This window comes from Kitasatospora sp. NPDC057936, from assembly GCF_042887525.1.
Lineage (GTDB): Bacteria > Actinomycetota > Actinomycetes > Streptomycetales > Streptomycetaceae > Kitasatospora.
The window spans coordinates 12,048-37,839 of record NZ_JBHVPD010000106.1 but is presented as its reverse complement, the minus strand read 5'-3'; the positions used below and the strand labels follow the sequence as shown (position 1 = coordinate 37,839).

General features: G+C 73.0%; 24 protein-coding genes. 14 read left to right on the top strand and 10 right to left on the bottom strand.

Annotation, left to right across the window (positions count from 1 at the left end; genetic code table 11):
• Positions 1 to 290 precede the first annotated feature (290 nt).
• Positions 291 to 614, top strand: a complete 324-nt coding sequence (locus tag ACFVU9_RS38150; protein ID WP_380442117.1) for a hypothetical protein — start codon at positions 291 to 293, stop codon at positions 612 to 614.
• Here the strand turns inward: ACFVU9_RS38150 and ACFVU9_RS38145 are convergent.
• Positions 592 to 1,197, bottom strand: coding sequence for a TetR/AcrR family transcriptional regulator (locus tag ACFVU9_RS38145; RefSeq protein WP_380442115.1), 606 nt, complete (start codon positions 1,195 to 1,197; stop codon positions 592 to 594). The two genes, ACFVU9_RS38150 and ACFVU9_RS38145, sit on opposite strands and share 23 nt — an antisense overlap.
• Positions 1,198 to 1,296: 99 nt before the next feature.
• On the opposite strand from ACFVU9_RS38145, the gene ACFVU9_RS38140 reads away from it, so the two are divergent.
• A complete protein-coding gene (locus ACFVU9_RS38140) occupies positions 1,297 to 2,481 on the top strand; it encodes a macrolide family glycosyltransferase (protein WP_387601537.1) in 1,185 nt (394 codons plus the stop codon).
• On the opposite strand, the gene fdhD is transcribed toward ACFVU9_RS38140, so the two are convergent.
• Positions 2,471 to 3,316: a formate dehydrogenase accessory sulfurtransferase FdhD gene (gene fdhD / locus ACFVU9_RS38135; protein WP_380497240.1), complete on the bottom strand. Its 846-nt coding sequence runs from the start codon at positions 3,314 to 3,316 to the stop codon at positions 2,471 to 2,473. The genes ACFVU9_RS38140 and fdhD overlap by 11 nt on opposite strands.
• Positions 3,317 to 3,477: 161 nt before the next feature.
• On the opposite strand from fdhD, the gene hutH reads away from it, so the two are divergent.
• Entirely contained in the window at positions 3,478 to 5,061 is a 1,584-nt protein-coding gene (gene hutH, locus ACFVU9_RS38130) for a histidine ammonia-lyase (RefSeq protein WP_380442109.1), read from the top strand.
• Positions 5,062 to 5,090: 29 nt separating this feature from the next.
• On the opposite strand, the gene ACFVU9_RS38125 is transcribed toward hutH, so the two are convergent.
• Entirely contained in the window at positions 5,091 to 5,504 is a 414-nt protein-coding gene (locus tag ACFVU9_RS38125) for a hypothetical protein (protein ID WP_380442107.1), read from the bottom strand.
• A 254-nt stretch (positions 5,505 to 5,758) separates the two neighbouring features.
• On the opposite strand from ACFVU9_RS38125, the gene ACFVU9_RS38120 reads away from it, so the two are divergent.
• Both ACFVU9_RS38120 and ACFVU9_RS38115 read left to right on the top strand, forming a co-directional pair.
• Positions 5,759 to 6,628 (top strand): MurR/RpiR family transcriptional regulator, encoded by an 870-nt coding sequence (locus tag ACFVU9_RS38120; RefSeq protein WP_380442105.1) that lies wholly within the window; start codon positions 5,759 to 5,761, stop codon positions 6,626 to 6,628.
• A 102-nt stretch (positions 6,629 to 6,730) separates the two neighbouring features.
• Positions 6,731 to 7,054: a hypothetical protein gene (locus ACFVU9_RS38115; RefSeq protein WP_380442103.1), complete on the top strand. Its 324-nt coding sequence runs from the start codon at positions 6,731 to 6,733 to the stop codon at positions 7,052 to 7,054.
• Between the two features lie 5 nt (positions 7,055 to 7,059).
• Here the strand turns inward: ACFVU9_RS38115 and ACFVU9_RS38110 are convergent, their stop codons facing one another.
• A complete protein-coding gene (locus ACFVU9_RS38110) occupies positions 7,060 to 7,632 on the bottom strand; it encodes a Uma2 family endonuclease (RefSeq protein WP_380502519.1) in 573 nt (190 codons plus the stop codon).
• A 179-nt stretch (positions 7,633 to 7,811) separates the two neighbouring features.
• Here ACFVU9_RS38110 and hutU point away from each other — a divergent pair, with 179 nt between their 5' ends.
• The 4 genes from hutU to hutI are packed head-to-tail and all read left to right on the top strand — an operon-like array spanning position 7,812 to position 13,243.
• On the top strand, positions 7,812 to 9,482 hold the full coding sequence (gene hutU / locus ACFVU9_RS38105) for a urocanate hydratase (RefSeq protein WP_380442099.1): 1,671 nt from the start codon (positions 7,812 to 7,814) through the stop codon (positions 9,480 to 9,482).
• Positions 9,483 to 9,499: 17 nt separating this feature from the next.
• Positions 9,500 to 10,681, top strand: a complete 1,182-nt coding sequence (locus ACFVU9_RS38100; RefSeq protein WP_380497280.1) for an allantoate amidohydrolase — start codon at positions 9,500 to 9,502, stop codon at positions 10,679 to 10,681.
• Positions 10,672 to 12,033 carry a formimidoylglutamate deiminase gene (locus ACFVU9_RS38095; RefSeq protein WP_380497242.1) on the top strand — a complete coding sequence of 454 codons (1,362 nt, stop codon included), beginning with the start codon at positions 10,672 to 10,674 and terminating at the stop codon, positions 12,031 to 12,033. Before ACFVU9_RS38100 ends, ACFVU9_RS38095 begins: the two co-directional genes overlap by 10 nt.
• Positions 12,034 to 12,067: 34 nt before the next feature.
• The gene (gene hutI / locus ACFVU9_RS38090; RefSeq protein WP_380442095.1) at positions 12,068 to 13,243 is read left to right on the top strand and encodes an imidazolonepropionase; all 1,176 of its coding nucleotides are present in this window, start codon (positions 12,068 to 12,070) and stop codon (positions 13,241 to 13,243) included.
• 59 nt (positions 13,244 to 13,302) lie between these two features.
• On the opposite strand, the gene ACFVU9_RS38085 is transcribed toward hutI, so the two are convergent.
• Positions 13,303 to 15,387 (bottom strand): prolyl oligopeptidase family serine peptidase, encoded by a 2,085-nt coding sequence (locus ACFVU9_RS38085; protein ID WP_380442093.1) that lies wholly within the window; start codon positions 15,385 to 15,387, stop codon positions 13,303 to 13,305.
• A gap of 79 nt (positions 15,388 to 15,466) precedes the next feature.
• Positions 15,467 to 16,975, bottom strand: coding sequence for a peptide MFS transporter (locus ACFVU9_RS38080; protein WP_380442091.1), 1,509 nt, complete (start codon positions 16,973 to 16,975; stop codon positions 15,467 to 15,469).
• Positions 16,976 to 17,304: 329 nt separating this feature from the next.
• Here ACFVU9_RS38080 and ACFVU9_RS38075 point away from each other — a divergent pair, with 329 nt between their 5' ends.
• Together ACFVU9_RS38075 and ACFVU9_RS38070 are read left to right on the top strand one after the other, a co-directional pair.
• Positions 17,305 to 17,979 carry a response regulator transcription factor gene (locus ACFVU9_RS38075; protein WP_030290974.1) on the top strand — a complete coding sequence of 225 codons (675 nt, stop codon included), beginning with the start codon at positions 17,305 to 17,307 and terminating at the stop codon, positions 17,977 to 17,979.
• 64 nt (positions 17,980 to 18,043) lie between these two features.
• Positions 18,044 to 19,288, top strand: coding sequence for an ATP-binding protein (locus ACFVU9_RS38070; protein WP_380442121.1), 1,245 nt, complete (start codon positions 18,044 to 18,046; stop codon positions 19,286 to 19,288).
• A gap of 32 nt (positions 19,289 to 19,320) precedes the next feature.
• On the opposite strand, the gene ACFVU9_RS38065 is transcribed toward ACFVU9_RS38070, so the two are convergent.
• Both ACFVU9_RS38065 and ACFVU9_RS38060 read right to left on the bottom strand, forming a co-directional pair.
• Positions 19,321 to 20,016 carry an ester cyclase gene (locus tag ACFVU9_RS38065; protein WP_380442089.1) on the bottom strand — a complete coding sequence of 232 codons (696 nt, stop codon included), beginning with the start codon at positions 20,014 to 20,016 and terminating at the stop codon, positions 19,321 to 19,323.
• Between the two features lie 162 nt (positions 20,017 to 20,178).
• The gene (locus ACFVU9_RS38060; RefSeq protein ID WP_380502516.1) at positions 20,179 to 20,724 is read right to left on the bottom strand and encodes a GtrA family protein; all 546 of its coding nucleotides are present in this window, start codon (positions 20,722 to 20,724) and stop codon (positions 20,179 to 20,181) included.
• A 270-nt stretch (positions 20,725 to 20,994) separates the two neighbouring features.
• Between ACFVU9_RS38060 and ACFVU9_RS38055 the strand changes: the two genes are divergently transcribed.
• The 3 genes from ACFVU9_RS38055 to ACFVU9_RS38045 are packed head-to-tail and all read left to right on the top strand — an operon-like array spanning position 20,995 to position 23,911.
• Positions 20,995 to 22,134, top strand: coding sequence for a 5-(carboxyamino)imidazole ribonucleotide synthase (locus ACFVU9_RS38055; protein ID WP_380442087.1), 1,140 nt, complete (start codon positions 20,995 to 20,997; stop codon positions 22,132 to 22,134).
• Positions 22,131 to 22,661 (top strand): 5-(carboxyamino)imidazole ribonucleotide mutase, encoded by a 531-nt coding sequence (gene purE / locus ACFVU9_RS38050; RefSeq protein ID WP_380442085.1) that lies wholly within the window; start codon positions 22,131 to 22,133, stop codon positions 22,659 to 22,661. Before ACFVU9_RS38055 ends, purE begins: the two co-directional genes overlap by 4 nt.
• A gap of 32 nt (positions 22,662 to 22,693) precedes the next feature.
• Positions 22,694 to 23,911 (top strand): dipeptidase, encoded by a 1,218-nt coding sequence (locus tag ACFVU9_RS38045; RefSeq protein WP_380502514.1) that lies wholly within the window; start codon positions 22,694 to 22,696, stop codon positions 23,909 to 23,911.
• Between the two features lie 25 nt (positions 23,912 to 23,936).
• Here ACFVU9_RS38045 and ACFVU9_RS38040 read toward each other — a convergent pair whose 3' ends face one another.
• Together ACFVU9_RS38040 and ACFVU9_RS38035 are read right to left on the bottom strand one after the other, a co-directional pair.
• Positions 23,937 to 24,350 (bottom strand): CoA-binding protein, encoded by a 414-nt coding sequence (locus ACFVU9_RS38040; RefSeq protein WP_380442081.1) that lies wholly within the window; start codon positions 24,348 to 24,350, stop codon positions 23,937 to 23,939.
• Positions 24,351 to 24,385: 35 nt separating this feature from the next.
• Positions 24,386 to 25,723: a UDP-glucose dehydrogenase family protein gene (locus ACFVU9_RS38035; RefSeq protein WP_380502511.1), complete on the bottom strand. Its 1,338-nt coding sequence runs from the start codon at positions 25,721 to 25,723 to the stop codon at positions 24,386 to 24,388.
• Positions 25,724 to 25,792 lie beyond the last annotated feature (69 nt).

The following is a 25,792-nucleotide window of genomic DNA, read 5'->3' as shown; positions in this document are numbered from 1 at the left end:
GGCAGTCTGAAAATCACCCGTCACGCCCCTCTCCGCGGCCACCCCCTCCGCCACCCCCTCCCGCAGCGCACCCTCTCGCCTGTGGGGGGAGGGGGGAGGGGGGGTCTGGGTGGGTGCATCGGTGCGGGGTGGTGGGCGCTCTGGGGCACGTGGGTTTTTGATGTGCCGGTTTCGTGACTGGCCCGTCCTGGGTCCGTTCCGGTTGGTGGACGGGGGGTGTCCCGGGGGTGTGGGGCGGTGCCATCGTGGGCCGGAGGCCGGTGGGCGGCGAGGACGGGGGAAGCGGGGCCGTGGGCAGACGCTTGGTGGGTGCGGCGGTGGCCGGGGTGGTCGCGTTCGGGGGTGCCGTGGCGGTGGCCGGGCCCGCGGAGGCGGTGCCGGTGGTGCGGACGGCGGCTGTGGTGTCCGGGGACCGGGCGCCCGTCCCGGCGCGTGCCTCCGTCGGGGGGCACCACGTCACCGACGTGGCGGTCACCCGTCACAAGTCCAAGCGCAGGAACCGGGGCTTCGTCTCCCGGACGGTCGGCCGGAGCTTCGGCTTCGTCTGGGTGCTGCTGTTCGTCGTCCTGCTGGTCGTGATCCTGGTCCTGGTCAGTCGCCGCGGCCGGCGCTGAGCGCCCGCAGCACGGCTTCGACCAGCTGGTCGGCGTGGTCGTGGGTGAGCGGGCCGAGGCGGAACATCCAGCGGTAGTGGAGCGGGCCGTAGAACAGTTCCACGGCGAGGTCGAGGTCCGTGTCGGGGGCGATCTGGCCGGCCTCGCGGGCGCTGCGGAAGCGTCGGCGGGTGACCTCCAGGAGGGGGTCCAGCAGGCGGGTGCGGTACTCGCCGTGCAGCGCCGGGTCGGTGACGATCTCGGCGATCAGGACGCGGGCGGTCGGGTCGAAGGCCGGGTCCGTGAGCTGGTCCGAGGACGGGCGCAGCACGGCCCGCAGGTCGGCCCGCAGGTCGCCGGTGTCGGGGAGTTCGATGCCGCCCTCGTGCTCGCTGTCGGCGAGGAACGCGTCGAAGACGACCGCGCCCTTCGACGGCCACCAGCGGTAGATGGTCTGCTTCCCGACGCCGGCCCGGGCGGCGATCGCCTCGATGGTCAGCTTGCCGTAGCCGACCTCGGCGACGAGTTCGGAGGCGGCGGCGAGCACGGCGGCGCGGGAGCGCTCGCTGCGTCGCGCGGGGTCGGGGGCGGGTCTGGCGGTCATGCCGGAAATTCTATGCGGAACGGCAAGACGAGACGTATCGTCTTGTCGTGGCGAGACGATACGTCTCGTCTCTGTCGTTGACTTCGGAGGTGTCTTCCCATGACCGCGCACATCCTCATGGCGTCCGTGCCGGCCCACGGGCACGTCAATCCCAGCCTGGCGGTGATCTCCGGGCTGGTCGCCCGGGGGCACCGGGTCAGCTACGTCAACGATCCGTCGTTCCGCGAGGTCGTCGAGTCGACGGGTGCGCGGTTCGTCCCGTATCCGACGAAGCTGCCGCTCGCCGATGATCCGGAGGGGTGGGTGGAGGACCCGGTGGCGATCCAGGAGCTGTTTCTCGACGACGCCCTCGCGATGCACGCGGTTCTGCTGGACGTCTTCGCGGACGACGTGCCCGACCTGGTGCTCTGCGACATCGCGGGCTTCGCCGGGCGCGCGTTCGGCGAGCGGCTGGGCGTGCCGGTGGTGCAGCTGTCGCCCTCGATGGTCGGCTGGGAGGGCTTCGAGGAGGATCTGGCCGAGGCGTTGGCGGCCGTCTGTGAGGGTGCCGGCGGCGCCGAGCACTACCGGCGGTTCGCCGGCTGGCTCGCCGAGGCCGGTGCGGTGGAGCGCGACGTGGACGCCTTCAAGAACCGCCCGTCGCGGGCCGTCGCGCTCATCCCCCGTGCGATGCAGCCCAACGCGGACCGGGTCGACGAGCAGCGGGTCTCGTTCGTCGGGCCCTGTTTCGGCGACCGCGCCCACCAGGGCGAGTGGCACCGGCCGGAGGGGGCGGAGAAGGTGCTGCTGGTCTCGCTCGGTTCGGCGTTCACGCACCGGCCGGCGTTCTACCGGGCCTGCGTCGAGGCCTTCGGCGACCTGCCGGGCTGGCACACCGTGCTCCAGGTCGGCGCCCACACCGACCTGGCCGAGCTGGGCGAGGTGCCCGCCACCGTCGAGGTGCACCGCTGGGTGCCGCAGCTGTCGGTGCTCTCGCAGGCGGACGCCTTCGTGACCCACGCGGGCATGGGCGGCTCCAGCGAGGGACTGTTCCACGGGGTGCCGATGATCGCCGTGCCGCAGGCGGCCGACCAGTTCGGCAACGCGGACGCGCTGGTGGGGCTCGGCGTCGCCCGCCGGATCGACACCGCGGAGGCCACCGCGGAGGCGCTGCGCGGTGCGTTGCTGGAGCTCGTCGGTGATCCGGCGATGGCCGAGCGGCTGGCGGTGCTCGCGGCTGCCGGACGGGCCGAGGGCGGTACCGCGCGGGCCGTCGATCTGATCGAGGCGGAGATCAGGGTGTGACGGCGGGGGAGGGCGCGGCGATCCGGTCGGGCCGGGTGTAGACGTTCGCGCCCTCCCCGCGCAGGAAGCCCACCAGGGTCAGGCCGAGTTCCTCGGCGAGGTCCACCGCGAGCGAGGACGGCGCCGAGACGGCCGCGAGCAGCGGGACGCCCGCCAGCGCGGCCTTCTGGGTCAGCTCGAACGAGGCCCGCCCGCTGACCAGCAGGACGTGCCCGGTCAGCGGCAGCCGGCCCTCGCGCAGGGCCCAGCCGACCACCTTGTCCACGGCGTTGTGCCGCCCGACGTCCTCACGGGCGCACAGCAGCTCGCCGGTCGCGGCGTCGAACAGGCCGGCGGCGTGCAGGCCGCCGGTGGAGTCGAAGGTGCGCTGGGCGGCGCGGAGCTTGTCGGGGAGGGCGTAGAGGGCGGACGGCTCGATGCTGAGCCGGTCCTCGGCGACCGGGTGCCGCACGTGGGTGCGGACGGCGTCGACGGTGTCCCGGCCGCACAGGCCGCAGGCGCTGGTGGTGAGCAGGTTGCGGTGCGCGGACAGCGGCAGGGTGCGGGCGCCGCGCAGGGTGGCGTCGACGACGTTGTACGTGTTGGCGCCCTCGTCGTCGGTGCCCGCGCAGTACCGCAGGGCGGCGAGGTCCTCGGTGGCGTGCACCAGGCCCTCGCCGACCAGGAAGCCCGCCACCAGGTCGAAGTCCTGCCCGGGCGTGCGCATGGTGACGGTCAGCGGCTCGCCGCCGACCCGGATCTCCAGCGGCTCCTCCGCCGCCAGCGCGTCCGGCCGCACCCCGCGCTCGTCCCCCCGCAGCCGCACCACTCGCCGCCGCGCCGTCGCCCGCGTCATCGCCACCTCCGTACGTGTTCCTGCCCCACCAGCGTGCGGCATGGGGGAGGCGGATATCCACGGGGGGAGGGGGTCGGCGTGCGGTCGCGGGCGGGACGGCGGAAAATCCGAATGGCGAGCACCTGTTGTCATATCTTCATTCGCCTGATGTGATGGTGAATATGGATATGCACAGTGCTGCGGCCTCCGACTCGCCGCTCGTCCAGGTCGGCAAGGCCGACGTCAGCGCCGACGACGTGCTGGCCGTCGCCCGGGGCAACGCCCGGGTCGAGATCGGTCCGGACGCGCTCGCCGAGATGGCGGCCGCCCGGGCCCGCATCGATGCTCTCGCGGCCGAGCCGCGTCCCGTCTACGGCGTGTCCACCGGCTTCGGTGCGCTCGCCGTCCGGCACATCAGCCCCGAGCTGCGTGCCCAGCTGCAGCGCTCGCTGGTGCGCTCGCACGCGGCCGGGATGGGCCCGGCCGTCGAGCGCGAGGTGGTCCGGGCGCTGATGTTCCTGCGGATGAAGACGCTGGCCTCCGGCCGCACCGGCGTCCGTCCGCTGGTCGCCCAGACCATGGCCGCGCTGCTGAACGCGGGCATCACCCCCGTGGTGCGGGAGTTCGGCTCGCTCGGCTGCTCCGGCGACCTCGCGCCGCTCTCGCACTGCGCGCTGGTGCTCATGGGCGAGGGCGTGGCCACCGGTCCGGACGGCGTGGAGAAGCCCGCCGCCGAGCTGCTGGCCGCGGCCGGCATCGAGCCGGTGGAGCTCCTGGAGAAGGAGGGCCTCGCCCTCATCAACGGCACCGACGGCATGCTCGGCATGCTCGTCATGGCCATCTCCGACCTGAGCCGCCTGTTCACCACCGCCGACATCACCGCCGCGATGAGCCTGGAGGCGCTGCTCGGCACCGACAAGGTGCTCGCCCCCGAGCTGCACGCCCCGATCCGCCCGCACCCGGGCCAGGCGCTGAGCGCGGCCAACATGCTCGCCGTCCTCAAGGGCTCGGGCCTCACCGGCCACCACCAGGACGACGCGCCGCGCGTCCAGGACGCCTACTCGATCCGCTGCGCCCCGCAGGTGGCCGGCGCGGGCCGCGACACCGTCGCGCACGCCCAGCTGGTCGCCTCGCGCGAGCTCGCCGCCTCGGTGGACAACCCGGTCGTGCTGCCCGACGGCCGGGTGGAGTCGAACGGCAACTTCCACGGCGCGCCGGTCGCGTACGTGCTGGACTTCCTCGCCATCGCGACCGCCGACCTCGGCTCGATCTCCGAGCGGCGCACCGACCGGCTGCTGGACAAGGCGCGTTCGCACGGCCTGCCGGCCTTCCTGGCCGACGACCCGGGCGTGGACTCCGGTCTGATGATCGCCCAGTACACCCAGGCGGCGCTGGTCAGCGAGAACAAGCGGCTCGCCGTCCCGGCCTCGGTCGACTCGATCCCGTCCTCCGCGATGCAGGAGGACCACGTGTCGATGGGCTGGTCCGCGGCCCGCAAGCTGCGCCAGGCGGTCGAGAACCTGGGCCGCATCCTCGCCGTCGAGCTCACCGCCGCCGCCCGCGCGCTGGAGATCCGCCAGCAGGCCGACTCGGCCGGCCGGATCGCCCCGGCCACCGCGGCCGCGGTGGCCGCCGCCCGCGAGGCGGGGGTCGGCGGCGCCGGCCGCGACCGCTTCCTCTCGCCGGACCTGGAGGCCGCCGCCGAACTGGTCGCCTCCGGCGCGCTGGTGCGGGCGGTCGAGCAGGTCACCGGCCCGCTGGCCTGATCCGTCGCCCGCGCGGAGCGGCCGGGGCGTCAGTCCCAGTCGCTCCGCGGGCGGCGGTCCTCGCGGTCCCGGCGGTCGGCGCGCGCGGCGGCGAAGTTGACGCCGACGATGCCGGCCCAGCAGGTGATCAGGCCGAGCAGCCCGCCGTTCTGGGCGTCGCCGGCGATCGCGGTGAGCGGGATGCCGAGCACCAGCGAGATCACGGCGAGCCGGGAGCCGGGGCGGCCGGCCGACCAGCCGGAGCGGCGCGGACGGTGGCGGTAGCCGGGCTCGTAGCCCTCGGACTGCTGGGGCGCGGGGCGTTCGGCCCGGGCGTCCATGCGGGCGTCCAGCCGCTTCAGGAACGAGTCGACCAGCTCCGACTCGTACTCCTTGCCGAGTTCCTTGCGGGCCTGCAGGGTGGCGTCGAGGTCGCGCCGCAGTTCGTCCTGGCGAGTGTCCATGGCCACCAGCGTGGGGGCTCGCCGGGGCCCGGTCCATCCGTTCGCGGGGGAATCCGGGCGGGCTCAGGGTCAAATCAGGGTTACCCCGAGCCCCGTGCCGGGCTCCCGGGGAGTAGGGTCCGCCGGTCGTCCGCCAGACTGTCCGCCCACCGGGACGTCTCAGCGGCCGTCCCGTCGTACGAGACGTCTTTGCCAGGCGCCGCGCGCTGCTGCACAGTCGTCGTCCGAACCGCTCGCACCCGGAGGTACCGCCGATGACCGCCACCGACGAGACCGGCACGGTCGGTCCCTCCGCGCGGCTGCTCCAGCTCTTCGAGGGGCACCGGCTGACGCCGACCCAGCGGCGGATCGCGCACTCGCTGGTCCGGCACGCCACCGAGGCGCCCTTCCTGTCCAGCGTCGAGGTCGCCGAGCTCGCCGGGGTGAGCCAGCCGTCCGTCACCCGCTTCGCGGTGGCCCTCGGCTACGACGGCTACCCGGCGCTGCGCCGGCAGCTGCGCGAGCTCGGGGCGGGCGAGGCGGCCGCGCCCGAGGGCCCGCACGAGGCGGTGCGCAACGAGCACCAGCAGGCCGTGCTCGCCGAGATCGAGCACCTGCGCCACCTCGCCGACCTGCTCGCCGACCCCGAGCCGATCATCCGCGCCGCCCGGCTGCTCGCCGCCTCCCGCCCGCTGCCGGTGCTGGGCCTGCGGGCCGCGTCCGCGCAGGCGCGCGGCTTCGCGTACTTCGCGGCCAAGGTGCACCCGGACATCCGGCTGCTCGACGAGGGCGGCAGCATGCTCGCCGACCGGCTGGAGCAGGCCACCGCGGCCGGCGCGACGGCGCTGCTCTGCTTCGCGCTGCCGCGCTACCCGCGGGAGCTGATGGACGCCCTGGCGGTGGCCAGGGAGTGCGGTCTGACGGTGCTGACGGTGGCCGACAGCGCGTTCGCGCCGGTCGCCAAGCTGTCCGACCTGATGCTGCCGGCGGCCGTCGGCACCGGTCTGGTCTTCGACACCGCGTGTGCGCCGATGATGCTGGGCCGGGTGCTCCTGCAGAGCATGTGCGACGAGATCCCGGGCGCGGAGGCCAGGTTGGAGGCCATCGAGCAGTCGGCCGCGGCACGTGGCCTGTTCTTGGAGTAGACGCGGCCTGGAATAGACGCGACTTGGACTGGACAAAGCCGCGGCGTCGTGGGCGTGGCCGGCCGTGAACCGGGGCATCCCCTAGTGCAGGGGGTGCCGCCCATGCGCGTGATCCACGAGATGAAGTTCGTCGCCCGGCTGGCATCGGGTGCCGACGAATGGTCCTGCCCCACCTGCGGACGCCGGGTCACCCTGCGGCGCCTGCCCGAACCCGAACTGACCGTCCTCGACCCGGGCGACGAGTCCGCCGTGCACGTCGGCGTCATCGAACCGCACGCGCGGGCCGCCGCCGAGGCCGCCGAGAAGTACGGCCTCGGCCCCGTCCAGAGCATCCCCCGTCCGCCCGCCCCTGCCGCACCCGACGCCGCCGACCGCCGCTGGCTGGCCGAGATCGGCATCGACTGGGACGGCGACGCGGCGGCCTGAGGACCTCAGCGCCGTGGGGCGTAGAGCAGTAGGCCGGTGGTCTGCAGTTCGGCGGGCAGTGGGGCGGTGAGCGGAATGGGCTCACCGTACTTGCCGTGCAGCACGCCTTGGTACTCGCCGTCGCGGGGATGGGTGTACAGGGTCCAACTGCCGTTGCGGGGATCGAGGGCGAGCAGGAGCGCCACGCCGGCGGTCGCGTACCAGTCGGTCTTGGTGGCGACGCTCTTGACTCCCTCCGAGTTGGAGATCACTTCGACGGCGAGGACGACCTCGTGGGGCTCGGCCAGCCACTCGTCGTCCTCGTCCCACTCGACGGGGAGGACGATCAGGTCGGGGGTGACGTAATCCTCCTCATTGCCAGGCATGCAGATGGACGACACCTCATAGGAGCCGAGGTCGGCCGGCAGCTGGGGGTCCAGCTGGATGCGCAGCCGCCGGATCGTTCCCGCGTGCTTGCCGCGAGGAGTCGGGGACATCACCAGGGTTCCTCCGATGATCTGGACGCGAAGTCCCGTGCTCTGCTCGATCTCCTCCGCCACATCCCGGAGCCTTCCTGGCCGCACGGTGATCGCTGTCATCGTGTCCTCCGCTCTCGTCGCTGGGCCGAGTGGCTGGTGTTCGCCGGGTTCAGGCTAGCGCGCCAAGTCGGGCGGTGCTGTTGCTGATCGGATTGTTCAGGGGTCTGGTCGAACGTCGACTGTTTAGTTATATTCAACTGAACCAAGCCTGAATGAATCCATCCGCAGGAGGCCGGGACATGGTGCAGCAGCAGACGAGCGGGCCGCGCGAGGTACGCGCGGCGCGTGGCACGGGGCTCACGACGCAGGGCTGGCAGCAGGAGGCCGCCCTGCGGATGCTCATGAACAACCTCGACCCGGAGGTCGCCGAGCACCCGTCGAAGCTGGTGGTCTACGGCGGCACCGGCAAGGCCGCGCGCGACTGGCGCTCCTTCGACGCCATGGTGAAGACCCTCCAGGGCCTGAAGCAGGACGAGACCATGCTGGTCCAGTCCGGCCGCCCGGTCGGCGTCATGCAGACCCACGAGTGGGCGCCGCGCGTGCTGATCGCCAACTCCAACCTGGTCGGCGACTGGGCCAACTGGGAGGAGTTCCGCCGCCTGGAGAGCCTCGGGCTCACCATGTACGGCCAGATGACCGCCGGCTCGTGGATCTACATCGGCACCCAGGGCATCCTCCAGGGCACCTACGAGACCTTCGCGGCCGTCGCCAACAAGCGGTACGACGGCACGCTGGAGGGCACCATCACCCTCACCGCCGGCCTCGGCGGGATGGGCGGCGCCCAGCCGCTGGCCGTCACCATGAACGGCGGCGTCGCGATCTGCATCGACTGCGACCCGTCCCGCATCTCCCGCCGCATCGAGCACCGCTACCTGGACGTCGAGGCCAAGGACCTCGCCCACGCGCTGGAGCTCGCCACCGCCGCCCGCGACAAGAGGCAGCCGCTGTCCATCGGCGTGCTGGGCAACGCCGCCGAGCTCGTCCCGCAGCTGCTCGCGATGGACGCGCCGATCGACATCGTCACCGACCAGACCAGCGCCCACGACCCGCTGAGCTACCTGCCGGTCGGCGTCGCCTTCGACGACATGGCCACCTACGCGGCCGAGAAGCCCGCCGAGTTCACCCAGCGGGCCCGCGAGTCGATGGCCCGGCACGTCGAGGCCATGGTCGGCTTCCAGGACCGCGGCGCCGAGGTCTTCGACTACGGCAACTCGATCCGCGGCGAGGCCCAGCTGGCCGGCTACGACCGGGCGTTCGCCTTCCCCGGCTTCGTCCCCGCGTACATCCGCCCGCTGTTCTGCGAGGGCAAGGGCCCGTTCCGCTGGGCGGCGCTGTCCGGCGACCCGCAGGACATCCACAAGACCGACAAGGCCGTCCTCGACCTCTTCCCGGAGAACGAGTCGCTGGCCCGCTGGATCAAGATGGCCCAGGAGAAGGTGCACTTCCAGGGCCTCCCGGCGCGCATCTGCTGGCTCGGCTACGGCGAGCGCGACAAGGCCGGCGAGCGCTTCAACGACATGGTCGCCTCCGGCGAGCTGTCCGCGCCGATCGTCATCGGCCGTGACCACCTGGACTGCGGTTCGGTCGCCTCGCCGTACCGCGAGACCGAGGCGATGCTCGACGGCTCGGACGCGATCGCCGACTGGCCGCTGCTCAACGCCATGGTCAACGTCGCCTCAGGCGCGTCCTGGGTGTCCATCCACCACGGCGGCGGCGTCGGCATCGGCCGCTCGATCCACGCCGGCCAGGTCACCGTCGCCGACGGCACCCCGCTGGCCGGGGAGAAGATCCGCCGGGTGCTCACCAACGACCCGGGCATGGGCGTCATCCGGCACGTGGACGCCGGGTACGACCGCGCCGACGAGGTCGCCGCCGAGCGTGGCGTCCGCGTTCCCATGGGTGAGCTGTGACGAGTTCGTTCGAAGCGATGTGGGCGGAGCTGCTCCCCGTGGGCCGCTCCGCCGCCTCCGGCGGCTACCGCCGCTTCGCGTGGAACTCCGCCGACGCCGAGTGCCGGGCCTGGTTCGAGCAGCAGGCCCGCGACCGCGGCCTGACGTACGAGCTGGACCGCAACGGCAACCAGTGGGCCTGGCTGGGCGACCCGGCCGGGGACGGCGCCGTCGTCACCGGCTCGCACCTGGACTCCGTCCCCGACGGCGGCGCCTTCGACGGCCCGCTCGGCGTCGTCTCCTCCTTCGCCGCCCTGGACGAACTCCGGGCCCGGGGAGCCGAGTTCACGCGCCCGCTGGCGATCGTCAACTTCGGCGACGAGGAGGGCGCCCGGTTCGGCGTCGCCTGCATCGGCTCCCGGCTGACGGCCGGCCTGCTGGACCGCGACGCCGCGTACGCGCTGCGCGACGCCGACGGCGTCCGGCTGCCCGACGCGATGGAGCGGGCCGGCTACGACCCCACCGCGATCGGCGCGGACGACGGCCGGCTCGCCCGGATCGGCGCCTTCGTCGAGCTCCACGTCGAGCAGGGCCGCTACCTCGCCGAGGACCAGCCGGTCGGCGTGGCCGGGGCGATCTGGCCGCACGGCCGCTGGCGCTTCGACTTCCACGGCGAGGCCAACCACGCCGGCACCACCCGCATCGAGGACCGCCGCGACCCGATGCTCACCTACGCCAACACCGTGCTCTCCGCCCGGAAGAAGGCGCGGGAGGCGGGCGCCCTCGCCACCTTCGGCAAGGTCGCGGTCGAGCCCAACGGCACCAACGCGATCGCCTCCCTGGTCCGCGGCTGGCTCGACTCCCGGGCGGCCGACGAGCGCACCCTCACCGCGCTGGTCGCCGAGATCGAGCGGGCCGCCGCCGAGCGCGGTGGGCGCGACGGCGTCCGGGTCGAGCTCACCAGGGAGTCCTACACGCCGGTGGTGGAGTTCGACGGTCCGCTGCGCGACCGCCTCGGCAAGCTGCTGAACGCCCCGGTGCTGCCCACCGGCGCGGGACACGACGCCGGGATCCTGGCGTCCGCGATCCCGACCGCCATGCTGTTCGTGCGCAATCCGACCGGTGTCTCGCACTCCCCGGCCGAGCACGCCGAGACGCCCGACTGCCTCGCCGGGGTCACCGCCCTGGCCGACGTACTGGAGGACCTGGCGTGTCAGTGACCGAACCGGTGGCCTACTGGGCGCAGTACGCCTGGCTGCCGCACGCCAACGGCCCGGTGGTCGAGCGGGACGTCCTGATCGCCACCGGCCCCGGCGGCCGGATCACCGCCGTGACGCCGGACAGCGGCCCGTGCCCGGCCGGCGCCGTCCGCCTCGTTGGGCTCCTCGTGCCCGGCCAGGCCAACGCCCACTCGCACGCCTTCCACCGGGCGCTGCGCGGCCACGTCCAGGTCGGCTCCGGGACGTTCTGGACCTGGCGCGACACCATGTACAGGTTCGCCGGGGCGCTCGACCCGGACCGCTACCTGGAGCTCGCCACCGCGGTCTACGCCGAGATGGCGCTCGCCGGGATCACCGCCGTCGGCGAGTTCCACTACCTGCACCACGCCCCCGGCGGCGCCCGCTACGACGACCCCAACGCGATGGGCGAGGCGCTGATCGAGGCCGCCGCCCGGGCCGGCATCCGGATCACCCTGCTCGACACCTGCTACCTGTCCTCGGGCTTCGGCGCCGAGCCGACCGGGCCGCAGCAGCGGTTCAGCGACGGCGACGCCGAGGCGTGGGCGGTCCGGGCGGACGCGCTCAAGCCGCGCGAGCACGCCCGGATCGGCGCCGCCATCCACTCGGTGCGGGCCGTGCCCGCCGGGCAGCTGGGCACCGTCGCGCGGTGGTCCGAGCTGCGCGGAGCCCCGCTGCACGTCCACCTGTCCGAGCAGACCGCCGAGAACGACGCCTGCCTCGCCGCGCACGGCGTCACCCCGACCCGGCTGCTCGCCGACCACGGCGCGCTCGGGCCGCGCACCTCGGCCGTCCACGCGACCCACCTCACCGACGAGGACGTCCGCCTCCTCGCCGACAGCTCCACCACGATCTGCATGTGCCCCACCACCGAGCGGGACCTCGCGGACGGCATCGGCCCGGCCCGCCGGCTCGCCTCGGCCGGGTGCCCGGTCACCCTCGGCAGCGACAGCCACGCCGTCATCGACCCGTTCGAGGAGGCGCGCGCCCTGGAGCTCGACGAACGGCTGCGGACGCGGACCCGCGGGCACTGGACGGCCAACGCGCTCCTGCGGGCCGGGACGGAGGACGGGCACGCCTCGCTCGGCTGGCCGGAGGCCGGCCGGATCGAGGCCGGGGCGCTCGCCGACTTCACCGTGCTCGCCCTCGACTCGGTGCGCACCGCCGGGCCGCCGCCCGCACTGGGCGCCGAGACCGCCGTCTTCGCGGCCTCGGCGGCGGACGTCCGGCACGTGGTGGTCGGCGGCCGGCACGTCGTCGCGGACGGCGTGCACCGGCTCGTCCCGGACGTCCCGGGCGCGCTGCGGGCCTCGATCGGCGCGCTGAGCTGCTGATCCGTTCCTACAACTCCGTTCGGAAGGCGTCGTCTTGAGCAACCCGACCACCCTGATCACCGGCATCGGCAGTCTGGTCACCAACGACCCCGGCCAGGGCGCCGGACCGCTCGGCCTGCTGACCGACGCGGCCGTGGTGCTGGACGGCGACACCGTCGCCTGGGTCGGCCCGGCCGCCGACGCGCCCGCCGCCGACGTGCGCTTCGACGCGGAGGGGCGGGCCCTGCTGCCCGGCTTCGTCGACTCGCACGCCCACCTGGTGTTCGCGGGCGACCGCACCGCCGAGTTCAACGCCCGGATGTCCGGCCAGTCCTACACCGCCGGCGGGATCCGGACCACGGTGGCGGCCACCAGGGCCGCGACCGACGCCGAACTCGACGCCAACCTGGCCCGGTTCGTCCGGGAGGCGCTGCGCCAGGGCACCACGACCATCGAGTGCAAGTCCGGGTACGGGCTGACGGTGGCCGACGAGGCGCGGGCGCTGCGGATCGCCGCCCGGTACACCCCGGAGACCACGTACCTGGGCGCGCACGTCGTCGCGCCCGAGTACGCGGACGACCCCGCGGCATACGTCGACCTCGTCACCGGGGAGATGCTGGACGCCTGCGCCCCGCACGCCCGGTGGGTGGACGTGTTCTGCGAGAAGGGCGCGTTCGACGGGGACCAGGCGCGGGCGGTCCTCACCGCCGGCATCGAGCGCGGGCTGACGCCCCGGGTGCACGCCAACCAGCTGACGTACGGTCCCGGCGTGCAGCTCGCGGTCGAGCTGGGGGCGGCCTCGGCCGACCACTGCACCCACCTGACGGACGAGGACGTGGCCGCGCTGGCCGGCTCGGGGACGGTGGCGACGCTGCTGCCCGGGGCGGAGTTCTCGACCCGGGCGCAGTACCCGGACGCGCGGCGGCTGCTCGACGCGGGCGCGGTCGTGGCGCTGTCCACGGACTGCAACCCGGGCTCCAGCTTCACGAGTTCGATGGCGTTCTGTATCGCGGTCGCGGTGCGGGAGATGGGGATGACACCGGACGAGGCGGTCTGGGCGGCGACGGCCGGCGGGGCGCACGCGCTGCGCCGCGGCGACGTCGGCGTGGTCGAGGCCGGGGCGCGGGCGGACCTGCTGCTGCTGGACGCGCCGTCGCACGTGCACCTGGCCTACCGGCCGGGGGTGCCGCTGACGGCCGCGGTCTGGCGGTCGGGGGTCCGCGAGGTCTGAGCCTGCGAGAGCTGGAGGCCCCCACGTCCCCGGGGTGGCGGGCGCGGGGGCCTCCGTTTTCACTTGAGGCCCAACGAGCGCCTCAGGAAGTCGAGTTCGTGCTGCAGCAGGTTCGCCGCCACGGTCTCGTCGGTGGGGGAGTGCGTCGTGTTGCTCAGCGGGAGCACCTCGTGGGGGCGGCCCGCGGCGAGCAGCGCGCTGGACAGGCGCAGGGTGTGGACGGGGAGGACGTTGTCGTCCGCGAGGCCCTGGATCAGCAGCAGCGGGCGGCGCAGCTTCGGGGCGTCGGCGATCAGCGACGCCGAGTCGTAGTGCCCGGGGTGCTCGTCCGGGTGGCCGAGGAAGCGCTCCTGCCAGTGGGTGGTGGAGAGCCGCTGGTCGGTGGGGGCGGCGCCGGCCGACGCCGCGTGGAAGACGTCCGGGCGGCGCAGGACGGCGAGCGCGGCCAGGAAGCCGCCGTAGGACCAGCCGCGGATGGCGACCCGGTCGAGGTCGAACACACCGGGGCGCAGCCGGGCGGCCTCGTGCAGGCCGTCGACCTGGTCGGTGAGGGCCGGTCCGGCCTTGTCGCCGTAGATCTCCTTGCTCCAGCGGGGCCCGCGGCCGGGTGTCCCGCGGCCGTCGACGGCGAGCACCGCGAAGCCCTGTTCGGCGAACCAGCGCGAGACGAGGTCCCACCACACGCCGCCGGTGCCGACCTTCCGGGTGGCCGGCCCGCCGTACGGGTCGACGAGGACGGGCAGCGGGCCGTCCTCGGGGCGGTACCCGGTGGGCAGGTAGAGCGCGGCGCGCATCTCGCGCGGGCCGAGGCGCAGCAGTTCGGGTGCGGCGGTGAGCACGGGCGGCTCGGCGCGCGAGGTGAGCTCCACGGCCGCGCGCCCCTCGCGCAGGACGGTGGTGCGTCCGGCGGGGTGGCCCTCGCGGCGGGTGGTGACGACCAGCGTGCCGCCCCGGCGGACGCCGGTGTGCTGGCCCGGGCCCTCGCTGAGCCGGCGGACGCCGGCGCCCGGTTCGTAGCTCCAGAGGTGGGTCTCGGTGGGCTCGTCGACGGCGGTGAACAGGACCCGCTCGCCCTCCGTCCCGAGCACCTCCCACAGCTGCAGCCCGGGCGGGGTGACGGGCTCGCCGTCCACCGTGAGGTGCTGGGTGTCGCCGTGGGCGGCGGTGTGGACGAGGGCGCCGGAGGCGGTGCGCAGGGGTAGCCCGGGGACGAGTTCGACCCAGTGGTCGTCGCGCTGCTCGTCGAGCACCCGGACGGCGCCGCCGGGCTCGATCGCGAGCGTGCGGACGGTGCGCTGGTCGCGGCTCTGGACGCAGGCGTACGGGCCGTGGGCGTCCCAGCCGGCGGCCGTGACGTACTCGAACGCGGCCCGGTCCCAGTGGACTCCGATCTGTGAGCCGTCGAGGCCGAGCAGCCACAGCGACACGTCGGCGTTGGCGGTACCGGCGAGCGGGTAGCGGACGGCGCGCGGGGGCCGGGCCGGGTCGGCCGGGTCGGCGAGGTGCAGCCGGGCGACCTCGCGCTCGTCGACCCGGGTGACGAGCAGCGCGGTGCCGTCGGGGGACCACCAGTGGCCGCGGGAGCGGTACATCTCCTCGGTGGCGACGTGCTCGGCGATGCCGTACGTCACGTCCGCGGCCTCGGGCTCGGCGAGCGCGCGGTCGCCGGTGCCGTCGGCGGACACCACCCGCAGGGAGCCGCCGCCGGCGTAGGCGATCCGGCGGCCGGTCGGGTCGAGGCGCGGGTCGTACACCGCGGTGGCGGTGGGGACGGCGCGGACGGTGCCCGTGGCGGTGTCGGCGAGCCACAGGTGGCCGCCGAGCGCGAAGGCGGCGAGCCGGCCGGTGGCGTCGGTGGAGAAGGCGGTGATGCCGGAGGCGGCGATCCGAGCCCGCTCGCGCCGGATCCGCTCGGCCTCGGGGAGGTCGCCGTCGTCGTCGCCGAGCGCGGCCGGGTCGGCGACCAGCCGCTCCTCGCCGGTGGCGGTGTCGAGCGCCCAGAGGCGGTTGACGGGGTCGGCGCCGCCGCGGCTGCGGACGAACAGCACGGTGGCGCCGTCGGCGGTGATCACGGGGTGGGTGGGGGTGCCCAGCGCGAAGCGCCGGGTGCGGGCGAGTTGGCGGGGGAGCGCGTCTGTCGGCATGACGGGCACCATAGGCAGATCCCGCACCACTCGGTCGAGTGGTTTACGCGCTCGCGCAGGGGGCCGGACCGGGCGCGTGTCAGTGCACGTCGCCCATGAGCGCGTTGACCTTCTTGCGGTACATCGCGAGGGCGATGCCGGCGATGATCGCCATCACGCCCTGGACCGCGAAGTACCAGGTGCTGCCGACCACGCCGTCGCCCAGCACGAGCTGGAAGATCGCGGCGACGCAGTCGCCGGCGGTGACGGCGAGGAACCAGACGCCCATCATCTGGCTGGCGTACTTGGTCGGCGCCAGCTTGGTGGTGACGGACAGGCCGACGGGGGAGAGCGTGAGCTCACCGACGGTCTGGACCAGGTAGACCATGGCCAGCCACAGCGGGGTGACCTTGGTGTCGCCGTGGGCGGCGGCCATCGCCAGCATCATGACGATGAAGGACGCGCCGATCATCAGCAGACCGATGGCGAACTTCATGGTGGTGCTGGGGTTCTTCGACCGGCGGGCCAGGGCGACCCAGATCCAGGCGAAGACCGGCGCCAGCGCCATGATGTACAGCGGGTTGAGCGACTGGAACCACGTCGACGGGAAGTTGAAGCCGAGCAGCGTGGACGCGGTGTGCTTGTCCGCGAAGATGCTCAGCGTCGAACCGGACTGGTCGTAGATCATCCAGAACACGGCGGCGGCGACGAAGAACCAGATGTAGCCGCTCATCCGGGACTGCTCGGTGGCGTCGAGGTCCTTGTCGCGCTTCACCTTGGCGAAGACGAGCACCGGGATCAGGATGCCGGCGACCGACAGCGGCCAGAGCACCCAGTCGATGGTGAACGAGCCGCTCGCCACCAGGGCGCCGTAGATGACCACGGCGGCGGCCAGCCAGGCGCCGGCCTTCTTGAAGATCGACGCCTTCTCGGCCGGGGTGATCGGCGAGGTGACGATGTCGCTCTTCGGGCTCAGGTGGCGGGTGCCCAGCAGGAACTGGCCGAGGCCGAGCGCCATGCCGACGCCGGCCAGCGCGAAGCCCAGGTGCCAGCTGACGCTCTGGCCGATGGTGCCGATGACCAGCGGGGCCGCGAAGGCGCCGAGGTTGATGCCCATGTAGAAGACGGTGAAGCCACCGTCGCGACGCGGGTCGTTCGGGCCGTCGTAGAGGTGGCCGACCATCGTCGAGATGTTGGCCTTGAGCAGACCGGAGCCGATCGCGATGAAGGCCAGACCGGCGAAGAACGCGCCGCTGAACGGCACGGCCAGCAGGAAGTGGCCGATCATGATGATCGTGCCGCCGACCGCGACGGTCTTGCGAGCGCCGAGGAATCGGTCGGCGATCCAGCCGCCCGGGAGGGCCAGCAGGTAGACCATCGCCGTGTACACGCTGTACACGGCGGCGGCGACCGCCGTCTTCATGCCGAGGCCGCCCTCCGAAATGGAGGCGGTCATGTAGAGGACCAGCAGGGCACGCATGCCGTAGTAGCTGAAGCGTTCCCACATCTCGCTCATGAAGAGAGTCGCGAGACCTCGGGGGTGGCCGAGGAAGGTCTTGCCGCTGGGGGAGGCCGACGTGACGCCGGCGTCCTGGAGCGTAGACGCCATGTGTAGTGGTTCCTTGCCTGACAGCGTCCGCCTAGGGGGGTGGCGGCGGACGTGGACGGAACCACTGTACGTGGCGATATTTGGCGGTATCAGATGACAAAACGCTCGAATCAGGTATGGCAATGGCAAAGTCCGCAGCCGATCTTCCCGATCGATCCATGGTAGACGGGGATGTCTTCCTTCGGTTTCAAGATCCAAGGGCGGAATCTTCGCCGAACAGGCGGTCGGGAAGCGTCCGTTGAGCGGACGTGGGCCCTTATATAACGATCACGCTCTGTGAACTACTTCACAGGTCCATCGGGCAGGGTGCGGCGGACTACCATCACCACATGACCTGTGTGCTGCTCGCCGAGGACGATCCGGCGATCTCCGAACCGCTGGCCCGGGCCCTGCGCCGCGAGGGCTACGAGGTGCTCGTCCGCGAGGACGGCCCCACCGCGCTCGCCGCCGGCCTCACCGAGGAGGTCGACCTCGTCGTCCTCGACCTCGGCCTGCCCGAGATGGACGGCCTTGAGGTCTGCCGCCGGCTGCGCGCCGACGGCAAGAGCTGCCCCGTCCTGGTGCTCACCGCCCGCGCGGACGAGGTGGACACCGTCGTCGGCCTCGACGCCGGCGCCGACGACTACGTCACCAAGCCGTTCCGGCTGGCCGAACTGCTCGCCCGCGTCCGGGCCCTGCTCCGGCGCGGCAACGTCGACCAGCTCACCACCGGCGCGCACGGCGTGAAGATCGACATCGAGTCGCACCGCGCCTGGCTCGGCGAGGAGGAGCTGACGCTCTCCGCCAAGGAGTTCGAGCTGCTGCGCGTCCTCGTCCGGGACGCCGGCCGGGTCGTGACCCGCGAGGAGATCATGCGCCAGGTCTGGGACACCACCTGGTGGACCTCCACCAAGACCCTGGACATGCACATCTCCTGGCTGCGCAAGAAGCTCGGCGATGACGCCGCCAACCCGCGCTACATCGCCACCGTGCGCGGAGTGGGCTTCCGGTTCGAGAAGAATTAGCCCCCGTACGGAGAGCATGGCCGGAGCGCGGCCGATGAAGCGCAACACCTCGGGGAGCGGCAGCGTGAAACGCCGGATGATCAACTCGCTGCTGGGCGTCGTCCTGGTGGTGGTCGTGGTGTTCTGCGTGCCGCTCGCCCTGGTGGAGAAGCGGACCATCGTCAACTCGGCCCAGGAACGGACGGACGCCGCCGCCGTCCGGGTGCTCGGGCTGGTGGAGAACCGCCTCGCGAACCACGAGCTGGTCAACGAGCGCTCCTTCGACAGCCAGGTCGCCGAGGGCAGCTACGTCGAGGTGCAGCTGCCCGGCCAGGCGGTGGTCTCGGTCGGCGTGCGCCCGCCCGGGGGCCACCTGCTGAAGGCCACCGAGTACGGCGTCAACGGCGAGAGCGTCACCGTCGAGCAGTCCCGCGAGGACGTCGACCACGAGATCGCCAACATGCTGCTGCTGCTCGGCGTCGTCGCCCTGCTCGCCGTCCAGGCCGCCGTCGCGCTCGCCGTCTGGCAGGCCAAGCGGCTCGCCCGGCCGCTCACCGACCTCGCCGAGACCGCCGAGCGCCTCGGCTCCGGCGACCCCCGCCCGCGCGACCGCCGCTACGGCGTGCCGGAGCTCGACCGGGTCGCCGAAGTGCTGGACGTCAGCGCCGAGCGGATCGCCCGCATGCTCACCGCCGAGCGCCGGCTCGCCGCCGACGCCTCGCACCAGCTGCGCACCCCGCTCACCGCGCTGTCCATGCGGCTGGAGGAGATCACCGCCCTCGCCGAGGACCCGGAGACCGTCAAGGAGGAGGCGACCATCGCCCTCCAGCAGGTCGAGCGGCTCACCGACGTCGTCCAGCGGCTGCTCACCACCCAGCGCGACCCGCGCAGCCCCACCGCCGTCGCCTTCGAGCTCGACGAGGTGATCAAGCAGCAGGTCGAGGAATGGGGCCCGACCCTGCGCGAGAAGGGCCGGGTGCTCTCCCTGGAGGGCCTGCACGGCGTCATCGCCGTCGGCACCCCGGGCACGGTCGCCCAGGTGCTCGCCACCCTGATCGAGAACTCGCTGATGCACGGCGCCGGGACGATCACCCTGCGGGTCCGCCCCTCCGGCACCTCGGTCGTGGTCGAGGTGCAGGACCAGGGCGCCGGGGTGCCGCCGGAGCTGGGCAACCGGGTCTTCGAGCGCGCGGTCAGCGGCCGCAACTCCACCGGGATCGGCCTGGCCGTCGCCCGCGACCTCGCGGAGGCGGACGGCGGCCGGCTCGAACTGCTGTCGCTGCGGCCGCCGGTGTTCGCGATCTTCCTCGGCCGCAGTCACGAGGACTGAGAGGACCGGGGGACCGGGCGGCCCCGGGCGCCTCAGGCTCCCGGCATGACGCCGAGCTGGCGCATCAGGCCCATCACGTCCCACTGCCACCAGCCCTCGGCGATCCTGCCCTCCTTGCAGCGGAAGGTCGTCGTGCCGCGTCCGGTCACCGACTTCCCCGTGTTGGGCACGTCCCGGAAGGCGGCCTTCTGGGTGGCGTGCCAGGTCCACCGGGTCGCCACCTCGTCGCCCTCGGCGATCTGGCTCTCGATCTCGAAGCGGAAGTCGAAGGCGTCCAGGTAGCCGGCACAGCGCTCGCGGAACGCCGGGACGCCCTGGAGGTCGCCCTCGCTGCCGTAGTCGTGGTCGCGGTAGTCGGCGGCCATGCACTCGTCGATGACGTCGAGGTCGCCCGCGGCCAGCCCGTCCAGGACCCGGTTCGCGAGGGTCTTGTTGAACTGGGAGTCACGGACCACGTCGAGGTCGGTGAAGGTGGGCGGCGCGTCGCAGAGCGCCACCATCTCGCGGAAGATCCGGTCCGTCTCGGGGAGGTGGGAGTTGCGCATGGCCTCCTCGTAGGAGGGGAACTCCACGATCTCCACCACGTGCTTGGTGTCCGAGCGGTCGGTCGCGACCACCGCGTGGGAGGCGGTCCGCTTCCCCTTGGTGGACTCGGCCCAGCTGTCCATCAGCCGGTTGAGGTCGTCGAGCCTGTCGGTCTTGCAGTCGATGATCTGGACGAACGCCATGGCGAGCCTCCTGGAACCCCCTCGGCCTCGATCGTCCGCGCCGGCCGTGCTCGCCCTCGGTAACCACTGTCCTCTCGGGCGGGTGGGACCGGCAAGCGCAGGACGCGCGTCGGGCCCGCGAGCGGGGTGCTCGCGGGCCCGACGGCGTGGACGTGCGGAGGATCACTCCGCCTTGGCGTACCGGATCTCCTCGGCGGCCAGCATCAGCTCGGCCTGCGCGGCCAGCTCGCTGCCGGTGGCGTGCGGGGCCTGCGGCTCGGCCTCGGGCATGGCCTTGAACACCCAGGTGCGGTACGAGACGAAGCGGAACACGGTGCCCAGCGCGAGGCCGACCAGCTTGGCGCCGAGCTGCTCGAAGTGCGAGTCCAGGCCGAGCAGGTACACCGAGGTGCCGAGCACGCCGGTCTCGATCAGCATGCCGATGCCGCTGAACACCAGGAACAGCGTGATCTCGCGCTTGCGCGAGGCGGCGTCGCGGTCCCGGTACAGCCAGTAGCGGTAGCCGAGGTAGTTGGTGGCGATCGCGATCAGCGTCGCGGCGATGTTCGAGCGCAGCGAGGCCAGGTGCAGGCCGTTGATGCAGACCCAGAACACCAGGAAGTTGACCACCACGCCGCTCAGGCCGACGATGCCGAACTTCACGGCTTCTCCCGTGAGTCCGCGCATCTTCTGCACGAGTGTGGGACTCGGAGCTGCGGTCGTGGCCATACCGGGCTGCCTCCATGTGCGTGCGGTCGAAAGGGCGGTGCGTCGGGACGGTGCCCGCCCCTTGTGCCCTGCGTGCACGCACATGATCGGACTGCGTAGACCAGGACCTGGCCGTCCAGGCTACCCGGTTCCGCCGAACGGCTCAGCCCCTCGCGCCCCCGGTTGACATCTACGCGCGTCCACCCGGAGGGCCCCTCCGGCCTTGCCACCAGCGGCTCCATCGCCCCCGATCGGCCCGGATATCCTGGCCGGGTGACTTCCCCGGGCAATGTGAATTTTCCAGTGGTGGGCATGATCGGCGGCGGGCAGTTGGCCCGCATGGCACACCAGGCGGGTATCCCGCTCGGGGTCAGGTTCAAGCTCCTCGCCGACACCCCCCAGGACTCCGCGGCGCAGGTCGTCTCCGACGTTGTGCTCGGCGACTACCGCGACCTCGACACCCTGCGCCGCTTCGCGGCCGGCTGCGACGTGATCACCTTCGACCACGAGCACGTCCCGACCGAGCACCTGCGGGCGCTGGAGGCCGACGGCATCGCCGTCCGCCCCGGCCCGGACGCGCTGGTCAACGCCCAGGACAAGGGCGTCATGCGGGCCAGGCTCGACGCCATCGGGGTGCCCTGTCCCCGGCACCGGATCGTCGCCGACCCGGCCGACGTGACCGCCTTCGCGGCCGAGGGCGAGGGCTACCCCGTCGTCCTGAAGACCGTCCGCGGCGGCTACGACGGCAAGGGCGTGTGGGTCGTCGACGACGAGCAGGAGGCCGAGGCGCCGTTCCTGGCGGGCGTGCCGGTCCTGGCCGAGGAGAAGGTCGACTTCGTCCGCGAGCTGGCCGCCAACGTCGTCCGCTCGCCCAGCGGCCAGGCCGTCGCCTACCCGGTCGTGGAGAGCGTCCAGGAGAACGGCGTCTGCGCCGAGGTCACCGCCCCCGCGCCGGACCTCGACCCGGCCCTGTCCGACGAGGCCCAGCAGCTCGCCCTGCGCATCGCCGGCGACCTCGGCATCACCGGCCACCTCGCCGTCGAGCTGTTCCAGACCCGGGACGGCCGGATCCTGGTCAACGAGCTGGCCATGCGCCCGCACAACTCCGGCCACTGGACCCAGGACGGCGCGGTCACCTCCCAGTTCGAGAACCACCTGCGGGCCGTCCTCGACCTCCCGCTCGGCGACCCCCGGCCGCGCGCCAAGTGGACCGTCATGGTCAACGTCCTCGGCGGCGACTACCCGGACATGTACCACGCCTTCCTGCACTGCATGGCCCGCGACCCTGGCCTGCGCATCCACATGTACGGGAAGGACGTGAAGCCCGGCCGCAAGGTCGGCCACGTCAACGTCTTCGGGGACGACCTCGACGACGTCCGCGAGCGCGCCCGCCACGCGGCCGCCTACCTGCGAGGAACGATCACCGAATGAGCGACACCAACCCCGTCGTCGGCATCGTCATGGGCTCGGACTCCGACTGGCCCGTCATGGAGGCCGCCGCCCAGGCCCTCGACGAGTTCGAGATCCCCTACGAGGTCGACGTCGTCTCCGCCCACCGGATGCCGCGCGAGATGGTCGCCTACGGCGAGAACGCGCACAAGCGCGGGCTCAAGGCGATCATCGCCGGTGCCGGCGGCGCCGCCCACCTGCCGGGCATGCTCGCCTCCGTCACGCCGCTGCCGGTCATCGGCGTCCCGGTGCCGCTGCGCTACCTGGACGGCATGGACAGCCTGCTGTCGATCGTCCAGATGCCCGCCGGCGTGCCGGTCGCGACCGTCTCGGTGGCCGGCGCGCGCAACGCGGGCCTGCTCGCGGTGCGCATGCTCGCCGCGTTCGACCCCGAACTGACCGAGCGGATGACCGACTTCCAGGCCGAGCTCAACACCCAGGCCACCGAGAAGGGCAAGAAGCTCCGCGCCAAGGTGGCCGGTTCGGACTCCTTCGGCTTCGCCAAGTAGGCGGCGCGGTGGGGTGGGGTAGAACAGGTCGCATGACCTCTGAGCTGGACTTCCCCACCCCGCTGGACCGTGCGCGGGCCCTCCTGCGCACCGCCCCCGTCGTGGACGGCCACAACGACCTCCCCTGGGCGATGCGCGAGCAGGCCGGGTACGACCTCGGCGCGCTCGACCTCGCCGCCGACCAGAGCGACCGCCTGCACACCGACCTCGCCCGCCTCGCGGAGGGCGGGGTCGGCGCGCAGTTCTGGTCCGTCTACGTGCCCACCCGGCTGGCCGGCGACCACGCCGTGAGCGCCACGCTGGAGCAGGTCGACTTCGTCCACGCCCTCGTCGCGCGCTACCCCGACCGGCTCCGGCTCGCCCGCACCGCCGACGACATCGAGGCGGCCCGCGCCGAGGGCCGCATCGCCTCCCTGATGGGCGCCGAGGGCGGCCACTCCATCGACTGCTCGCTCGCCACCCTGCGGGCCCTGTACGAGCTCGGCGTCCGCTACCTGACCCTCACCCACAACGACAACGTGCCGTGGGCCGACTCGGCGACCGACAAGCCGGTGGCCGGCGGGCTCACCCGCTTCGGCGAGGAGGTCGTCCGGGAGATGAACCGGCTCGGCATGCTGGTCGACCTCTCGCACGTCTCCGCCGACACCATGCGCGACGCCCTGCGGGTCACCGAGGCGCCCGTCGTCTTCTCGCACTCGTCGTCCCGCGCGGTCTGCGACCACCCGCGCAACGTCCCGGACGACGTCCTCGCGCAGCTGCCCGGCAACGGCGGCGTCGCGATGGCCACCTTCGTGCCGAAGTTCATCCACGCCGAGGCCGCCGCGTGGACCCTGCGGGCCGACGAGAACATGCGCGCCCACGGCCTCCACCCGCTGGACACCACCCCCGCGGGCATGGCCCGCCAGCGCGAGTTCGAGGCCGCCCACCCGCGGCCGGTCACCACCGCGTCCACCGTCGCCGACCACCTCGACCACATGCGCGAGGTCGCCGGGATCGACCACATCGGCATCGGCGGCGACTTCGACGGCACCGCGTTCCTGCCCGAGGGCCTCGGTTCGGTCGCCGGCTACCCGAACCTCGTCGCCGAACTCCTGCGCCGCCACTGGTCGGAGGCCGACCTGGCCAAGCTCACCTGGCACAACGCCGTCCGCGTCCTGCGCGACGCGGAGTCCGCCGCGGCCGGGCTGCGCGCCACCCGGGGGCCGTCCATCGCGACGATCGCGCAGCTGGACGGCGCCGCCCCGGCCTGATCGCCGGACCCGTCCGGCCTCGACGCTAGCCGAGCCGGGGGAACTCGATGGCCGGGCACCTGTCCATGACCATCGAGACCCCGGCGGCCGTCGTCCGCTCGTACGCCGCCGCGTCGACGACGCCGAGCTGGAACCAGACCGCCTTCGCCCCGACGGCCACCGCCTGGTCGGCCACCTCGCCGGCCAGCTCGGACCGGACGAACACGTCGACGACGTCGACCGGGAACGGCACCTCCGCCAGCGACGCGTAGCCGGGCTCGCCGAGGACCGTCTCGGCCTTCGGGTGCACGGGCACGATCCGCTTGCCGTGGCGCTGGAGCACGGCGGCCACGCCGTACGCGGCGCGCGCGGTGTTGTTCGACAGGCCGACCACCGCCCAGGTGTCGCCCGTGCCGGTGAGGATGTCGCGGACCGTCGCGTCGTCGCCGTAGCTCGTCATGACGGTCCCAACGACGTGCCGGGGTGCGGGATTCCCTAGCTGGGCCGCCCGAGGGCGCGGTACGTCCAGCCGGCGGCGCGCCAGGCGTCCGCGTCGAGGACGTTGCGGCCGTCGAGGAGGCGGCGCTCGGCGACGACCGCGCCGAGGACGGCCGGGTCGAGGGTGCGGAACTCCTGCCACTCGGTCAGGTGCAGCACCACGTGGGCGCCCTCGGCGGCCTCCAGCGGGGAGTCGGCGTAGGTCAGGCCCGGGAACATCTTGCGGGCGTTGTCCATGGCCTTCGGGTCGTAGACGGTGACCTGGGCGCCCTGGAGCTGGATCTGGGCGGCGACGTTGAGCGCGGGGGAGTCCCGGATGTCGTCCGAGTTGGGCTTGAAGGCGGCGCCGAGCACGGCCACCCGGCGGCCCAGGAAACCGCCGCCGCACTGCTCGCGGGCCAGCTCCACCATCCGGGAGCGGCGGCGCATGTTGATCGAGTCGACCTCGCGCAGGAAGGTCAGCGCCTGGTCGGCGCCGAGCTCGCCGGCCCGGGCCATGAACGCCCGGATGTCCTTGGGCAGGCAGCCGCCGCCGAAGCCGAGGCCGGAGTTGAGGAACTTGCCGCCGATCCGCTCGTCGTAGGCGAGCGCGGTGGAGAGCTGGGTGACGTCGGCGCCGGCCGCCTCGCACACCTCGGCCATCGCGTTGATGAAGGAGATCTTCGTGGCCAGGAAGGAGTTGGCGGCGGTCTTCACCAGCTCCGCGGTCGCGTAGTCGGTGACCACGAACGGCACTCCGGCCCCGATCGGCTCGGCGTACACCTCGCGCAGCCGCCGCTCGGCGCGCTCGCTGTGCGCGCCGACCACGATCCGGTCCGGGCGCAGGGTGTCCTGGACGGCGAAGCCCTCGCGCAGGAACTCCGGGTTCCAGGCGAGTTCGGCGTCGGCGCCGACCGGCGCCAGGGCGGCGAGGCGCTCGGCCAGCCGGCCGGCCGAGCCGACCGGCACGGTGGACTTGCCGACCACCAGGGCCGGGCGCGACAGGTGCGGCGCGAGGCCGTCGATCGCGGCGTCCACGTAGGACATGTCGGCGGCGAACTCGCCCTTGCGCTGCGGGGTGTTGACGCACACGAAGTGGACGTCGGCGAACTCCGCGACCTCCTCGACGGAGGTGGTGAAGCGCAGCCGGCCGGTGGAGCCCTCGTGCCCGGCCACGTGCTTGAGCAGCAGCTCGGACAGGCCCGGCTCGTACATCGGGACGCGGCCGGCGGTCAGTGTGGCGATCTTCTCGGGGTCGATGTCCAGACCGAGCACCTCGAAGCCGAACTCGGCCATCGCGGCCGCGTGGGTGGCACCGAGGTAGCCGGTGCCGATCACGGAGATGCGGAGGGTCACGGGTTCCCCTTTGTGCGGACTCGACCATGAGTGGGTGCCCTGATGCTATCCGTCCCCCGGACTCCGCCG